Origin of the sequence: Acinetobacter sp. YH12205 (genome assembly GCF_013418125.1) — a bacterium.
Taxonomy (GTDB): domain Bacteria; phylum Pseudomonadota; class Gammaproteobacteria; order Pseudomonadales; family Moraxellaceae; genus Acinetobacter; species Acinetobacter towneri.
Window position 1 is genome coordinate 36,104 of the sequence record NZ_VPCQ01000001.1, and the last position, 16,172, is coordinate 52,275.

Annotated in this window: 16 protein-coding genes and 1 pseudogene; 4 read left to right on the plus strand and 13 right to left on the minus strand. The window is 43.2% G+C overall.

Annotation, left to right across the window (positions count from 1 at the left end; translation table 11 throughout):
* Positions 1–104: 104 nt before the first annotated feature.
* Positions 105–1,888, minus strand: a pseudogene (locus FTU92_RS00165) (neutral/alkaline non-lysosomal ceramidase N-terminal domain-containing protein).
* Positions 1,889–2,009: 121 nt separating this feature from the next.
* Here FTU92_RS00165 and FTU92_RS14000 point away from each other — a divergent pair.
* From FTU92_RS14000 to FTU92_RS00175, 3 genes are all read left to right on the plus strand, one after another.
* A complete protein-coding gene (locus FTU92_RS14000) occupies positions 2,010–2,480 on the plus strand; it encodes an AraC family transcriptional regulator (protein WP_257230254.1) in 471 nt (156 codons plus the stop codon).
* A gap of 5 nt (positions 2,481–2,485) precedes the next feature.
* Complete coding sequence (locus tag FTU92_RS14210; protein WP_322873888.1) at positions 2,486–3,037, plus strand: helix-turn-helix domain-containing protein; 552 nt, start codon at positions 2,486–2,488, stop codon at positions 3,035–3,037.
* Between the two features lie 202 nt (positions 3,038–3,239).
* Positions 3,240–4,886, plus strand: coding sequence for an acyl-CoA synthetase (locus tag FTU92_RS00175; RefSeq protein ID WP_131260752.1), 1,647 nt, complete (start codon positions 3,240–3,242; stop codon positions 4,884–4,886).
* Positions 4,887–4,993: 107 nt separating this feature from the next.
* Here FTU92_RS00175 and yjgA read toward each other — a convergent pair whose 3' ends face one another.
* The 9 genes from yjgA to mazG form a co-directional block, all read right to left on the minus strand.
* Complete coding sequence (gene yjgA / locus FTU92_RS00180) at positions 4,994–5,527, minus strand: ribosome biogenesis factor YjgA (RefSeq protein ID WP_131260753.1); 534 nt, start codon at positions 5,525–5,527, stop codon at positions 4,994–4,996.
* 2 nt (positions 5,528–5,529) lie between these two features.
* The gene (locus tag FTU92_RS00185; protein WP_026438354.1) at positions 5,530–5,799 is read right to left on the minus strand and encodes an HPr family phosphocarrier protein; all 270 of its coding nucleotides are present in this window, start codon (positions 5,797–5,799) and stop codon (positions 5,530–5,532) included.
* Positions 5,796–6,647: an RNase adapter RapZ gene (gene rapZ, locus FTU92_RS00190; protein ID WP_180095237.1), complete on the minus strand. Its 852-nt coding sequence runs from the start codon at positions 6,645–6,647 to the stop codon at positions 5,796–5,798. Before rapZ ends, FTU92_RS00185 begins: the two co-directional genes overlap by 4 nt.
* Before the next feature lie 24 nt (positions 6,648–6,671).
* On the minus strand, positions 6,672–7,517 hold the full coding sequence (gene panC / locus FTU92_RS00195; RefSeq protein WP_004975122.1) for a pantoate--beta-alanine ligase: 846 nt from the start codon (positions 7,515–7,517) through the stop codon (positions 6,672–6,674).
* A 1-nt stretch (position 7,518) separates the two neighbouring features.
* Positions 7,519–8,328 carry a 3-methyl-2-oxobutanoate hydroxymethyltransferase gene (gene panB, locus FTU92_RS00200; RefSeq protein WP_096901515.1) on the minus strand — a complete coding sequence of 270 codons (810 nt, stop codon included), beginning with the start codon at positions 8,326–8,328 and terminating at the stop codon, positions 7,519–7,521.
* Between the two features lie 49 nt (positions 8,329–8,377).
* Positions 8,378–8,866, minus strand: coding sequence for a 2-amino-4-hydroxy-6-hydroxymethyldihydropteridine diphosphokinase (folK, locus tag FTU92_RS00205; RefSeq protein WP_180095240.1), 489 nt, complete (start codon positions 8,864–8,866; stop codon positions 8,378–8,380).
* Complete coding sequence (gene pcnB / locus FTU92_RS00210) at positions 8,863–10,329, minus strand: polynucleotide adenylyltransferase PcnB (RefSeq protein WP_136144688.1); 1,467 nt, start codon at positions 10,327–10,329, stop codon at positions 8,863–8,865. Before pcnB ends, folK begins: the two co-directional genes overlap by 4 nt.
* Before the next feature lie 129 nt (positions 10,330–10,458).
* A complete protein-coding gene (locus FTU92_RS00215; RefSeq protein WP_096901517.1) occupies positions 10,459–10,926 on the minus strand; it encodes a ComEA family DNA-binding protein in 468 nt (155 codons plus the stop codon).
* A 16-nt stretch (positions 10,927–10,942) separates the two neighbouring features.
* Entirely contained in the window at positions 10,943–11,704 is a 762-nt protein-coding gene (gene mazG, locus FTU92_RS00220; RefSeq protein WP_004975111.1) for a nucleoside triphosphate pyrophosphohydrolase, read from the minus strand.
* A 107-nt stretch (positions 11,705–11,811) separates the two neighbouring features.
* Here mazG and FTU92_RS00225 point away from each other — a divergent pair, with 107 nt between their 5' ends.
* Positions 11,812–12,585: an SDR family oxidoreductase gene (locus FTU92_RS00225; protein ID WP_180095243.1), complete on the plus strand. Its 774-nt coding sequence runs from the start codon at positions 11,812–11,814 to the stop codon at positions 12,583–12,585.
* A gap of 91 nt (positions 12,586–12,676) precedes the next feature.
* On the opposite strand, the gene der is transcribed toward FTU92_RS00225, so the two are convergent.
* The 3 genes from der to FTU92_RS00240 form a co-directional block, all read right to left on the minus strand.
* The gene (gene der, locus FTU92_RS00230; protein WP_154320373.1) at positions 12,677–14,089 is read right to left on the minus strand and encodes a ribosome biogenesis GTPase Der; all 1,413 of its coding nucleotides are present in this window, start codon (positions 14,087–14,089) and stop codon (positions 12,677–12,679) included.
* Between the two features lie 218 nt (positions 14,090–14,307).
* Positions 14,308–15,456: an outer membrane protein assembly factor BamB gene (bamB, locus tag FTU92_RS00235; RefSeq protein ID WP_096901518.1), complete on the minus strand. Its 1,149-nt coding sequence runs from the start codon at positions 15,454–15,456 to the stop codon at positions 14,308–14,310.
* Positions 15,456–16,157 (minus strand): tetratricopeptide repeat protein, encoded by a 702-nt coding sequence (locus tag FTU92_RS00240; protein WP_096901519.1) that lies wholly within the window; start codon positions 16,155–16,157, stop codon positions 15,456–15,458. The genes bamB and FTU92_RS00240 overlap by 1 nt, the downstream gene beginning before the upstream one ends.
* Positions 16,158–16,172: the final 15 nt, after the last annotated feature.

Consider the following 16,172-nt stretch of genomic DNA (forward strand, 5'->3'; position numbering starts at 1 on the left):
GCATTTATTTTTATTGCAGTTTGTTTTGCGTTACTTTTTAAAGTACCGCATTAAAAAAATAGAGACACATGGATGAGATAAATGACCTCTCTATCCATATTGATTTAGATTAACCTCCTGACTAGTACATGATTTAGAATATGTTTCACATGGAACAATGTATAAAAAAACCACAATTCATTTAGCGCATTAGCTTTCAAACTGTCACGATATGTTCTTTTTTCTAATTCATCCAAAGGTACAGCGGGCGGTAATAACGATGCTGTATCGCGTTGTGGAATAGGCAAATTCAATTGCTCTGCGAAATATTGAAATTTAGTTTGCAACGCTGCCAAAGTCCACTGTCCATATAAAGTGTGACCACCTTCATAGGCTTGTTGTTGATATTCCTCGAAGGTGGTCACATAGCCCATATAATCATTGCAACATGAAGCCAACCATACTTTTTGAGTCGATTCCAATTCTTGTTGTACGGTTACTTTGAGCCGCTTAGCTGCAACAGTAGTAATTTCCCCAGGACAGCACAGCAAGGTTAAGTCGCCAATTTTAATTAATTGTAATGGCACTACATTCGGTACCAACAAGCTATGATCAATTGCGCCTACACTGGCCTGCTTGTTCATTTCTGCAATCAGTTTGTCTAAAAATTTAGGATAATGATTCAGTGGCTTGCCAAAAATGGTTTTAGAACCACATTCCAGCACAATATCTTTGGGGCCTTGTGAGGCATATAGCTGTTGATAATAGGTATAATCTGCGGCTTGAGGATTACTCAACTTTTTCTTTTTCACTCGCTGCGCTAACCATTGCATACCTTTAAAAATCGGTTGTGCCACACCTGCACCATCTACAGGTGTTCCTGCAAAAAATGCTGCACCATGACAGGCTGCACTGGTTTTTGCATCTGTTTGCCCCATCGCAAATTCAACTGGAATTTCAATATTGCTTAAATCGACATAATGGCACACAGCATCTAAAGCTCCCATTAACGGCGTACCTCTATGTGCCAAAGCTTTCAGTGCCAATTCACTTTGATAGCGACCATTTTGCTGTGTATATTCGTATTCTTTTTCATCGCGCATTGCAGCACGTACCTGTGACTGCTCAGGGCCATGATAATGTGGAGAAACATCACCCGCTGCGGCTTGGGCAAAAATTGCCACAGGATTTTTGACCCCACGTTGTTGCAGTGCACGCTCGGTACAAAGTGCGGCATAACCTTTGTTATCACCATCATGAGCGCTTAAACGACTGCTTAAACAGGTAGCATGCACCCCAAATAAAGAAAAAACTGCCTGTAAATTACCTTCGCGATAAAAACCAAGCAATTGCATATCACGATCTAAGGCCAAATGTGCCTGTTCCAGCGTTCTACGAGATACATCAGGATTACGGTTATACGCTGTTAAAGAGCGATTCCATGCCACTGGCGTTTCTTCTGCAAAACGACCATTGCTCATATAAATATCGGTTTTTTCTGGGTCGCCAAAGCTTTGAGCACACTGCCCACAATCGCATCGACCACTGCATTTAAATGTTCAGGCACAAAACCAGGTGTGGGCATATTGTACAACGCTTCATGTGCACAACCGCCAGGTGCAGAATGAGTATGCGTTGCCATCAATACCAAACGCTGCGGCTGAAAACGCTCCCCCAGTTTACGCTGTAAACGCTGTATCGCTAAATGACGCATGGCATAGGTCACACACCCCATATCCAGACAGCAAAAAATTAATAAGTCATTGTCTAAGGTTTGAATACAAATACTGCGGGCAAATAAAGCTGTTCGTTGTTCATAGGCACGATGTTTCCAGTTGCCATAACCAAACATGGCAAGCCCTTTTGGCTGAATATGAATTTCCTGTTTATCCCAACCCACCAAATACATTGCAATCGTATTCCTTTTCATCTATACAATCAGTCATGACGCTGATCAACGCCATTAAACAAAATTGCATCACGGCAAATAAGGGTCAAAGCGACAATGGCATGGGGGGATAATCGGACTTATGTCAGCAACTTCAAACTACTTGCTGCAGCACGTGCCGCCTGCCTTATTGTCAGGTCTGATTCATTACGCCAAAGAACAACAGATCCCCTATCAACCATGGTTTCAGGGAATTTCTCAAGATCTTGATCAAATCGTCCAAGGCAATGGTTTTGTTTCATTTCAAGATATTTGCAAAGTGGTGACACGCGCCCTGCAAGACACTCAATGTGCACATTTAGGCTTAGAAATTGGACGTGACAAGGGGCTGATTTCCATGGGCATGCTCGGTTTTGCCATGGTGTCCAGTCAAAATGTTGTAGAAGCCTTACAGACAGGACTGCAGTACCATCCCATTTCAGGCAGTGTGATGGATTTGGAGTACGATTTTTCCTCGACCTCTCCTACACTGGTGATGAAAGAGCGTTATCCCACGGGGAACTTACTGCGCTTTTTTGCGATGAAGTCCTCTCCAGTATTGTTAGCTGCTTAGACGTCATGCTTGGCAATCATCAAGATTTGGTCGAAGTGCATTTTAGTTTTGCCCAACCCGACTATTTAGAGGCTTATCAGGTGCATTATCAATGTCCTCTGCACTTTTCATCATACATGAATGCTTTGGTGTTCCGACCAGAGATTTTAGGACGCCAAATTAAAACCTCTAGTGCCGCCAATTACAGCACCGCCCTGCGTGTCTGCCAACAAGCGTATCAGGATATGCAGGCGATTAATCAACAGCAATATGCACACGTGTTGAGTTATCTAATCGAACAGCATTTACCTCAGCACTTTGATATGCACCAAGCGGCACAACATTTTCAAATGAGCGAAAGACATTTACGCAGACAATTACTTGCCGAAGGCTGCAACTTCCAAAACCTGCGCCAACACGTTTTGGAAAATAAAGCCAAACAACTGCTACAACAGCCTTTGAGCATGACTGAAATTAGCCAACAACTTGGCTTTAGTGAATTACGCGAATTTCGACGTGCATTTAAGCGTTGGACAGGTCTCAGCCCATCACTCTATAAAAGCCAAATGACAGAATAAGTTAATATTTTCCAATAAACTACTACTTTTATTGAATAAAAAATAGCTGCTAAATTTTACTTAAACTATTTTTTAAATTTACTTACAAGCGATTCAAAACAAAAACAACAGATTTTCGACTAAAGCATAACTGCAAAGCTGTCATAAAATCCCTATCTTTTTAAGTTGGATAAAATAACGACACATATTATGGAGAATAACAATGGTCAGCGCATACGATGAATTACCGCGTACCCCTGCGAATTTTGTCGCCTTGTCCCCGTTACGTTACTTAGAACGGGCAGCTTATATTTACCCGCACCAAAACGCGATTATTCACGGTTCACGTCAAATTACCTGGCGCGAAACTTATTTGCGCTGCTGCCAATTTGCACATCAACTTCAAAATTTAGGCATCAGCAAAAATGACACTGTTTCGGTGCTGCTTCCGAATGTTCCTGCCATGCTAGAAGCACACTTTGCTGTGCCAATGGCGGGTGCAGTGCTGAACACACTAAACACTCGTTTAGATGCCAAAACACTGGCGTTTATGCTCGATCATGCAGAATCCAAAGTGCTTTTGGTTGACCCTGAATTTGCGGCTTTGGCACAAGAAGCCTTAGCGATGGTCAATCATGAAATTTACGTGATTGATGTCAACGATGCAGAATATGAGCATGCTGCCAATGCCCTTAGCATCGGACAGATTGAATACGAAACTTGGCTAGCTGCAGGTGACCCAAATTTTGAATGGCATTTGCCACAAGATGAATGGGATGCAATTAGCCTGAACTATACGTCTGGCACGACAGGCAACCCGAAAGGCGTGGTCTATCATCATCGCGGTGCCTACATTAATGCAGCCAGTAATATTATTGCCTGCGGGATGACCCCACGTGCAACCTACCTATGGACACTGCCCCTATTCCACTGTAATGGCTGGTGCTTTGCATGGACGATGGCAGCCAACGGTGGCACCAATATCTGCTTACGTAAAGTCGACCCTGAACTGATTTTTAAATTAATTGCAGAGCACAAAGTCGATTATTTCTGCGGTGCGCCAATTGTCTTGTCGATGCTCATCAACACCCCTGAGGAGAAAAAGACCCAGTTTGATCACCGTGTTGAAGTGATGGTTGCGGGTGCTGCACCGCCAGCAGCAATTATTGAAGGTATGCGCAATATTGGCATTAACGTAACTCACGTTTATGGCTTAACTGAAACCTATGGCCCATCTGCGCTGTGTGCTTCTCAAGCAGGCTGGAGCGACCTATCCATTCAAGAACAAGCACAATTACATTCGCGTCAAGGCGTGCCTTATCCGCTGCAAGATGGCATGAAAGTTTTAGACCCAGAAACCATGCAACCTGTACCAAAAGACGGCAAAACCATGGGCGAAATTATGTTCCGTGGCAATATCGTGATGAAAGGTTATTTGAAAAACCCAGAAGCCACCGCAGAAGCATTTGCAGGTGGCTGGTTCCATACGGGCGATTTAGCTGTCTGCCAACCCGATGGCTACGCCAAAATTACTGACCGCTCTAAAGATGTGATTATTTCAGGTGGTGAAAATATTTCTTCACTCGAAGTGGAAGAGGTGTTGTATCAACATCCTGCAATTTTGACTGCTGCAGTGGTGGCAAAACCAGATCCACGTTGGCAGGAAGTCCCGTGTGCCTTTATTGAACTGAAAGAAGGCAAGCAGGTCAGCCCTGAAGAAATTATTGCCTATTGCAGTCAACATTTGGCGCGTTTTAAAGTACCAAAGGATGTGGTGATTACTGAAATTCCAAAAACATCGACAGGTAAATTACAAAAATTTGTACTGCGTGAATGGGCCAAAGAGCGTTCAGTCGGTGAGTTCGGCTAAAATTTGAAAATCCTTACACATAAAAGACAATAAAAAACGACTCGTTATGAGTCGTTTTTTATTGCAATCAGACAAGCTCGCGTTTGATCACTTGGTTCTCTGATAGCTTAGTTTTCTGACAGCAAAGCCACTTGCTGCACATAGTTAAACAACTTAAGTTTAGATGCTTCAAGTTCTTCCGCAGACACTTCCTGTTTCATATCACGGTGGATACGCAACACATGCTGACGCAGCGTATGACGCTCAGCTGCTTTATAGGTTTTACTAAAATCATTAATCACAGGGTCGCCGTCTTTAATAATTCGCTCTACCCAACGCTGTAACTGTGCGGTTTTTTTCGCACCTTGCTGCGGCGTCAAATAAGACAAAATTACGCTTTCATCTTCATTACGCAACAATTTACCAATACGCTGACACTGACGACGACGTGCTTCATGTGAAGTAATACTTTGCAATTCCAGTAAAGCATCAATTAAACGCTCTTCTACTGGAAGTTTCTGAATTTGTTTGGCGCTTAACTGCGCCAATTGTTCGCCCAGTGCAGCCATACGTTGTACGGCTTTTTTCTGTTCGGTTTTACTTGCACGCCCTTCTAAAGATTCAAAGTCATCTTCGGTAAAACGTTGCGGTCGACGTGCCACGATTAATCTGCCTCGTAAAATTTTGCTGCAAACAGTGCTTGAATATCAGATAAAGCTTTTTCTTCATCTGCACCATCAATCACCAAGCGTAAAGTAGTTCCCTTGCCTGCACCTAACATGAGCAAGGACATAATATTTTTGGCATCAACCAATTTGTCGCCTTTACCAATTTGGATTGACGAACGGAATTTGGTGGTCACTTCAATCAGTTTCCCAGATGCCCGTGCATGTAAACCTAGTTTATTAATTACGTCAACAGTTGTGTCAATCATGACCAGTGCTTCATTTCTCGGTGTAAGACTTGAATAGACCATTTTGCCTCAAGTGCTTTTTTTAGTCTATCTACGATATAAACGGAACGGTGTTGCCCACCCGTACAGCCAATTGAAATGGTGATGTAGTGACGATGCCCTTCGGCAAAGGCTGGCAACCATTTTTCTAAAAACTGGTGGATGTCCTGAAACATTTCATGGGTTTGCGGACTTTGTTGCAAGAATTCCTGCACAGGTGCATCTAAGCCTGAATGTTTTCTTAGCTCCAAATCCCAATGGGGATTGGGCAAATGACGCACATCAAACACATAATCGGCATCTAAGGGGATTCCGTGCTTATAGCCAAAGGATTGTAAAATTACAATCAATTTGTCAGTTTGCCCAAGCTTAGACAACAACACATGTTTTAAATCATGCACGCTTTTGTCAGTGGTATCAATATGAACCGTAGAGCGGAACTGAATCGGCATCAACAAGTTTTTTTCTTCTTGAATACATTCATTCAAGCTTTTAAAACGGCTAGAGAGTGGATGCGGACGGCGTGATGCGCTAAAACGGGCAATCAATTCCTGATCTTGCGTGGTCAGATAAATAATATCGACTGAACCATGCTTTTGCAGTTGCTCAAATACCAAATCAAACTCTTGCAAGTCGGCACGGGTGCTGCGTACATCTACCCCCAATGCCAACTGTTCCAAGTTATTTTCCTGATCCAGTTTATCCACAATTTCGGGAAGCAATGCCAAAGGTAAATTATCAATACAGTAATAACCCAAATCTTCCAACACTTGTAATGCCGAAGATTTTCCTGAACCCGATTGACCTGTCACGATCAAAATACGTTTCATGGCATGCAACCCTTCTATTGCCAGCTATGCAGAATGTTTGACCTGCAAATTATCAATTAAACGTGTATTGCCCAATTTTGCTGCAACGAACAACACCAGATCTTCACTAAATGCTTCAATTTTCTGCAATTCTGTTGTACGCGCCTCTACATAGTCCACAACAAAGCCTGCTGCTGTCAATGTTGCTTTAATATTCGCTAACACTTGTGACAAAGTTTCACCTTGCTGTAATGCTTGTGCAGCAGCCTTTAAACTTTGATAGATTGTCGGTGCAATTTGACGCTGTTCAGCGCTCAAATACCCATTGCGTGAACTAAGTGCCAAACCATCTGCTGCACGTACAATTGGCACACCAATCACTTCTAGCGGAATATTCAAGTCACGTACAAACTGACGAATGACTGCCAGTTGTTGATAGTCTTTTTCACCAAAGAAAGCATAGTTTGGCTGTACCATATTGAATAACTTGGTCACGACCACCGCAACACCATCAAAGTGTCCAGGACGCTGCAAGCCACATAAGTCTGCCGTAATCTCGCTCACTGAAATATTGGTCAAACGTGGTTTGCTGCCATACATTTGCTCAACTGAAGGCGCAAAAATAATGTCACAACCGACTTCTGCCAACAATTGACTGTCTTGGTCTAAAGTTCGCGGATAACTGTCAAAGTCTTCATTAGGGCCAAATTGAATTGGATTGACAAAAATACTGACCACCACCACATCACATATTTTTTTCGCTTCGCGCACCAAGGTCAAATGCCCTTCGTGCAAATTGCCCATAGTCGGAACAAAACCAATGGTTTTACGCGCAGCGCGTGCAGGCTGTAATGAAGCCGCTAAGCCTTGAATTGTGGTTTCAGTTTTCATATTACAACTCGACTTGGAAAGTTTGTTCACGTGCAGGGAAAGAACCATCTTGAACTGCAGCATGATAGTCTTTAAATGCATCCAAAATGGCAGTTTCACCCGCTTGTTCTTTCATAAAGTTACGTACAAATTTTGCGACACGACCAAAAGTCAGCCCCAGCATGTCTTGCACCACTAGTACCTGACCGTCAGTGTCTGCACCTGCACCAATCCCAATCACTGGAATTTCAGGGAACAAGGCAGAAATTTCTTGACCTAGCTGTGCTGGCACACATTCTAGTAACAGAATCGCCGCGCCTGCTTCTACCACAGCTTTACAGTCAGCAATCAGTTTATCTGCAGCTTCGCGGGTACGTGCCTGTAATTTATAACCGCCAAATACATGCACCGATTGTGGCGTTAAACCTAAATGTACACAGACAGGAATACCATTACGGGTCAGTGTTGCAACGGTTTCGCTGAGCCATGCACCACCTTCCATTTTGACCATTTGTGCACCCGCTTGCATCACCTCTTTCGAGCTTTGCAATGCATCATTTAAGGTGGCATAACTCATAAATGGCAAGTCAGTCAAAATAAAAGCATGTTGATTACCACGACGCACCGCCGCAGTATGATAAGCCATATCCGCCACGCTGACAGGCAAGGTTGAGTCACGCCCCTGAATGGACATCCCCAAAGAATCGCCAATTAAAATCGTATCAATTTCAGCAATTTCCATTGCTTTCGCCATGCTTGCATCATAGCAAGTCAGGCAGGAGAATTTTCGACCTTCCGCTTTAAATTTTCTTAGGTCACTTAAACTAATCATGAAAATATTCCTCTATGGAAAAAGCATCACGCATGCTTAATTTAAAACTTTATAGCCCTGCCCAATTGCTGGCATCTACAACAGTTAAGCTCGGATGTTCAAGCAATGGCGAGTGTTTTAATAATTGTCCCTTAACGCTTAAGTTAGCATCCAAATCTAACAACGGGATGACGACAAAATCACGTTCTAACACCCCCACATGCGGTACAGTCAGACGTTCATTTTGAATGTTGGTATCAGCATAAATCAACAAGTCTAAATCTAGCGTACGCTCACCCCAATGACGTAAACGCACCCGACCCGACTCTTGTTCAAAACGCTGTAATTCATCTAACAATGCCAAGGCTTCAAGTTCGGTATCTAAACGTACCACAGCATTCAAATAATTAGGCTGATCTTGTGGCCCCATTGGTGGGCTTTGATACAGTTTAGAAGTCTGCACTTGCCCCAAAGTTGCCAGTTTTTGCACCGCTTCAGTCAAAATTTGACGCGAATCGCCCAAATTACTGCCTAAACCAATATAGGTGATGTTGCTCATTGTGTTGGCCCAAAAATCACTTGGCTTAAATCACGTTGCACACGTTTACGTTTTAAAATCGGATGATCTGCACCAATACCTGAACCGTTTGCTGTAGCAGTCAATTGCGCCTGATTTTCTTCATACTGTTTGGCTTTACGCGCACGTCGACTACGAGGCTCAGGCTCATTCACCAAGGGTTCAATCTGCATATCGGCAGCATGTGTTGCTGGTGCCACATCAACAGGTTCTTGCGCTGTTTTACGGCGGCTCTTGGCACGTAATCGGTTATATTGGGCAATCGCACGTTCTTTTTCATCGGTGCTCATAAGCTGGTAGGCATCCCACCACTGACCCATTCCTAAAGTCGAGCTATCGCCTGCTTTTTCACGCAGTAATAAAAAGTCAAAACCTGCACGGAAACGCGCATGCCCAGACAATGCTTCAATTTGCTGTGGTTTCGGTTGCAATAAACGGGTTTGCATTTCCCAAACTTCACGAATAAAAGTTTCAGCAAAACGAGGAATAATGGTACGTGTCGCCTGACGTTTCAGTACATCTAAACCTGCTTGGGCTCGCGCTTCGGCTGCCACCACACCTTTAGAAAGATAAAAGTCACAACGCTCTAAAAACGGTTGCCACAACAGCACCGCATAGAAAAATGCAGGGTTGATGGTTTTACCAATCGTAATCCGTTGATCGGTATTTTTTGCTGCACGTTCAATAAATGAGTTGATGTCTGGCTTGATGTCGGCAAATAACTGACGCCAAATACCAAACTCAATCAACATCGGCAGGACTTTATTTAAATGTCCCATCGTAAAGAGTTTTTGCGACTCATCATATAAACGGTGTGGCGATACATCACGCAATAACTGCGTCATTTCAGGCGTAAAAATTTTAAGAATTTTTGGATCAATATTGAAATTTAATTTGGCAGCAAAACGCAAAGTACGCAGCATACGCACTGGGTCTTCTTCAAAACGTAAAGTTGGATCGCCCAATAAACGCAAGTTTCTGTGCTTTATATCATCTACGGCATTGCAAAAATCTAACACGATGCCTTTGCGTGGCTGGTAATACAACGCATTGATTGAAAAGTCACGACGGGCAAAATCTTGCTCGATTGTGCCCCAGTTATTATCGCGCAGAATCATCCCCGCCGCAGAAGTCACAGCTTTTTTCGGTGGCGCACGGAAAGTGGCCACTTCAATTAGTTCACGCCCTGCATAGACATGCGCCAGCTCAAAACGTCGTCCAATAATTCGGCAACGTCGTCCGAAAACTTCTTTCACTTGTGAGGGTGTGGCATTGGTTACGGCATCAAAATCCTTCGGATTTAGCCCTAACATTAAGTCACGAACTCCACCACCGACGATATAAGCTTCATAGCCTGCTTTGGTTAAAGCATCTAGAACATCTAAAATGGAAGAAGGTAATTGAGCGGTAGATAAACCACATTTTGACGCGCGCAAAGTTTGCAAAAGACGCTGTCTCCTACGTCTGAACGTAAAACAGATAAGATGTCGCTAATCATATCTCTAACACAATCAAAGGGCAATTTGATTCACATGCTAATTTTGCAATGTGCAGTGCTAAAATTCTGCTTGCAGCTACAATGCCAACTTGTGTTTATTCTTGGCAAATAAGGCAGACCCAATCCCTTTGACTTGCTGAAGTTCTTCAATACTTTGGAATTTTCCATTTTGTTTTCGATATTCCACAATCGCTTGTGCTTTTTTCATGCCCACCCCAGACAATTGCTGCAATTGTTCTAGTGAAGCGCTATTTAAACGCACTTGATTTGTATGCGCACTTTGCTGAGTAGGACGTGCTAAATAATGTTCTGCGCTTGATGATGTGGTTTGAGCCGCACTTAAACGCTGATCTTGCGCGGCTTGCTGCGCTTTCCATTTTAAATAGTTTTGATCATAGCTGTGCCCACCCACCTGCGCAGGCTTAGATTGCACATTTTGTGCTGTAGTCCATACACTGATACTGCATAACAGCAATGCAAGCCAGTACTGCCATCCGAAAGAAAAAAAGCGAAAAGAAACTTTTAATTGCTGCGATATATTCATGTTGCCGCAAAACCTGTCATTTTAATTGTTGTTTTGCCTGCTCCCAAAGTTGATCCATTTCTTCTAAAGTCATATCTTCTATTGTTTTTTGTTGTAATTCGGCCTGATCTTCAATGTAAGCAAAGCGTGTTCTAAATTTATGAATTGTGCCCAATAATGCCAACTCACTGGACACGCCAAGTTTACGCCCAACATTGATTAAAGAAAACAAACAATCCCCTAACTCATCCTGTATTTCATCGGATTGTTGCTGTTGAATCGCCTGTTGTAATTCTTGCAATTCTTCTTCTAACTTGCCATACGCATCTTGCACGGTATGAAAGTCAAAGCCCAATTGTGCCGCATGCTGCTGAATTTGCTGTGCCTGCACCAAAGCGGGTGCATGTTTCACCTCATCTAAACGTGACTTTGCTTTACCCTGTTTTTCTTGTTGTTTGATGGTTTTCCATAAGGCAGCGACATCTTCTGCGCTAAGCTGCGCAAACTGTTCTGCCTGAAACACATGTGGATGCCGACGAATTAATTTATCGCAAATGGCTTGTACCACATCTTGAAAATCAAATGCACCTTGCTCGCTATACATTTGTGCCTGAAACACCACTTGCAACAACAAATCACCCAGCTCATCACGTACATCATCCACCTTGCCTGAACGCACTGCTGCTTCAACTTCATAAGCTTCTTCAATTGCGTATTGAGTCAAACTTTCTGGGGTTTGTTTTTGATCCCACGGGCATTGTTGACGTAACTGTTGCATGATTGAAAGCAATTGCTGCATGGGTTGTTCCTTATTTCAATTTATTGCACGAATGCACCATTTTTTTGTTATGCTCAGACGGCAAGGACGATATGCACAACAAAAATAACATCAGGGAGCAAGTTCAAATGCACAGTATCTTGATTAGTGGCGCTGCACAAGGCATTGGTGCGGCAATCGCACAATTGTTTTATCGGCAAGGTTACCGTGTCGGTATTTATGATATTCATCTCACACAAGCACAGCAATTGGCAGAACAATTGGGTGAGCGTGCGCATGCAGGTTTGCTTGATGTAGCAGACTATGCCAGTTGGCAAGCTGCATTATCCGATTTTTGCCAATGGGCAGGTGAATTGAATATTTTGGTGAATAATGCAGGAATTCTCTACTCAGGTGCATTTGAAGACACGCCCATAGAAGCGCATCATCGGACTATGGCGGTGAATGTGAATGGTGTGTTGAACGGCTGTCATGCGGCTTTGCCTTATTTAAAACAAGCGAATTTTGCACGGGTGATTAACCTGTCTTCGGCATCTGCGATTTATGGACAAGCCGATTTAATTTCTTATTCTGCTTCCAAGTTTGCAGTGCGTGGCATTACAGAAGGTTTAGATATAGAGTTGCAAAAATATGGCATTCGGGTCTTAGATGTCATGCCGCTATTTGTACAAACTGCAATGGTTAAAGATATGGATGCAGCCACCATTCAGAACATGGGCGTGCATTTATCAACAGAAGATGTTGCACAGGTGGTGTATCAACAAGCGACGGTTAAAGATTCAATTCTGACCAATACGCATCGTGCGGTCGGTTTAAAAGCCAAAACCCTAATGCAGCTTTCGAGTATTAGCCCACAATGGTTAAATCGTCTGTCAAATAGCTTGTTGGCGAAGCGTCATTAATTCTACATCTATCATATTTAAATTAAGTCGCTCAAAAAAAATCCCGAATTCACATTCGGGATTTTTTATCAAACTCATCAAAGTTTAAGCCTTAACCTCGTTTAAACTTCTTCTCAGCTTTCTTAAACTTCTGCACATAACGACGACGACGTGCCGCTGTGCGTTCATCCACTTGTGACTTACGCCCTTCAAATGGGTTTTCAGAAGTTTTAAATTCAATTTTTACAGGTGTGCCTTCTAGCTTATACACTTTACGGAACACGTTTTCTAAATAGCGACGGTAATCTGCAGGAGTTTTATCGACCTTATTACCATGAATCACGATGGTTGGCGGGTTCTGTCCACCCATGTGTGCATAACGCATTTTAATAGCACGACCTTGCACTTTAGGTGGATGGTGTGCATCTGTTGCATCATTCAAGATTTGAGTCAGTTTCGCAGGTGACACTTTTAAGTGTGATGATTCATAAGCACGATGAATAGAAGGATATAAATCGCCCACGCCTGTACCATGCAAGGCAGAAATTAGGTGGATTTTTGCCCATGGAATAAAGTCAAAACGACGCTCAACATCTAACTTACATTGTTTGCGATCATATTCGGACATATTGTCCCATTTGTTAATTGCGATCACCATGGCACGCCCTGCTTCAAGTGCGTAACCAATCAAGTGTAAATCTTGCTCGACAATACCATCACGTGCATCGACTACAATCACCACCACGTGTGCATCTTTCATGGCTTGCAAGGTTTTCACAATCGAGAATTTCTCGATCATTTCATCGACCTTACCTTTACGACGCACACCTGCAGTATCAATTAAGGTGTATTTACGTTCGTTGCGCTCAAACGGAATATAGACAGAGTCACGTGTCGTACCCGGCTGATCGTATGCCACTACACGTTCTTCGCCCAATAAACGGTTAACCAGTGTCGATTTACCCACGTTTGGACGTCCAATGATGGCTAAACGCAAACCTGTGTCTTGATCATGTGCATCTGGGTTTTCATCTTCAGGAACATCCGCCAAAACGTCTTCCAGCATTTGCTGAACGCCTCGACCATGACTGGCAGCCACTTGCAATGGCTCGCCCATACCTAGTTTAAAGAACTCAACCAAAGCGGCTTCGGCATGTACGCCATCTACTTTGTTCGCCACCAAGAATACTTTTTTGCCCAAAGTACGCAATTCACGCGCAATTTGCTCATCCGATGCCAACAAGCCTGCACGCGCATCGACCACAAAAATGATCATATCGGCTTCGTGGATGGCTGTTTTAGATTGTTCAGCCATGTAAGAGTCGATGCCACCTTCACTTTCGCCAATACCGCCAGTATCGACCACAATGAAAGATTTATTTTGATAGCTTGCATCACCATATTTGCGGTCACGTGTCAGACCTGCAAAGTCGGCAACAAGTGCATCACGGCTCTTGGTAATCTGGTTAAACAGCGTTGATTTTCCGACGTTCGGACGACCAATGAGCGCAATTACGGGTTTCATAGATTAACCTTTATTCAAGATCAGTCAGTTTCAATGGTCTGTACATCCGAAACTGTGGAAGAAAGAACAGAGTATGGATGTTGGATTCAGCGTTGCGACCACGCAAACGACAGAGAAAACATCGACCACTCTATTAAATAAAAACACGGGGCATTGATGATTCAATTACCCCGCGTAAAAATACGGACAACTATTTTAGCATAAAAGTCAGAACAAAATTAGCGGTTCTGCCAAACGCTTAATGCGCCCTTTTGCGTTGCGACATAGAGTTGATTGTCAATTACACGCAATGAACGGACTTCGCCATTGGTTTTTGAACGTCCAACCAGTTGCCCTGAGCTTGGATCAATAAGGTGTAAGACACCATCTAAATCACCGACCACTAAATATTGTCCAAACAATACAGGATTAGATAAACGACGGTTGAGTAAACTGTCATTTTCCCAAAGTGCTTGTCCTGATGTGATTTCGTAAGCTGCAATTTTACCATCTGCAGTGCTGACAAATACACCATTCCCCGCAACTTCTGGACGTTTGGTACTGCTTGCATCTTCACTCCAAATCACTTGTTGTGAAGCCAAGTCCAATACGGTGACCTGACCTTGGTAGCTTGTGGTCACCAAGAATTGACCAGCAACCACTGGGTCGCCATCAATGTCATTTAAGCGTTGAATGTCTGAACGGCCTTCACTAATGGCAACGCGGCGCTGCATACGTGGTACGCCTGTAACAATATCCAGTGCATAGACATAGGCATTTGCAGAAGCAATCAGTACAGTACGTGAATCGAGCGCCACAGGTGCAGCCATACCACGCAAACTAAATTGCACGTTTGGCAAGTTGTAAGTCCACACCAACTGACCTGTTTCGGCATTGTGTGCATATACCGTGCCGTCATTACTTACAGTCACCACACGACCCGCCTGAATTAACGATGGCGCAAGAATTGCACCTGTTAACTGTGCAACCCACTTTTGCTCACCTGTTTGCTGATCTAAAGCAAACAATTGTCCTTTACTGTTTCCTGCAACCACAATGCCATCAGCAGCATTGACACCTGCAGTTAAGCCTTGCTTAGACACTTGTTTTTGCCAAAGACGTTGCTTGCCTTGATAGGCTGCCATCTCACCTTTAGGATCAACAGTATAAATTACCCCGTTTTCGGCATCTAATTGCAGGCGTAGTGGATCGGCTGATGTAGTCGATGCAACGCTTTGTGAAAATACAGGAACTAGACTTTGTGCTTGCTCAAGTTTTGGCAGTGGATTTGGCTTAACTTCTGCAACTTTAATTTTATTGGTAGAACACCCCACTAAAGCGAGGGTTAAAACGGTCAGTGCAAACGGTATTTTATACTTTCTATTCATTAGCTCTCATCCACTTGTGTTTCTAATACTGGGCGTTCAATTTCAGGATCATCCACCAAAACACCAACACTTTCGAGTTTTATTTGTAAAATTTGACGTTCTTGTTTACGTTCCACCAAAGTATCCCATGCACTTTGATACGCTTTTTGGGCATTTTCACGGTCATTTTTCGCGACATAAACATCGCCACGCGCTTCATCTGCAGTCGCTTTAAATGCAGGATCAGTCACCGCGGCCAAACTTTGAATAGCTTCATCGTATTTCTTTTGCGCCAACTGTGCATAAGCCAAACGCAACTTAACCAATTGCACTAAGCCTTGGTCTTTTACTTTAGAGTTTTCAACTTTCTTTAAGGCTTTTTCTGCGGCAGCAAAATCTTGCTGATCGTAAGCGAGTTTAGCCATTAAGAATTGAGTTTGAATAGCTTGCGCAGAATCAGGGGCTTCTTTCACAATTTTATCGGCAGTTGCAGACAATTGACTGAAGGCATCTGGATTGCCTTCTGCTGTACGTGCATCATCCATCAGTTGTTGCACTTTAGCAGTATTCATTTGCTGCTCTGCCAAGGTTTTTTTCTGCCAATATTGCCATCCGAAAAAGGCAATCAACGCAATTAAAATCCCGCTAATCATGGCTGAACCATATTTTTTCGCAAACGATTTTAAACTATCAAGTTGTTCGTCATCACTCAATGCGCTCATTGGATTACCCTTTTC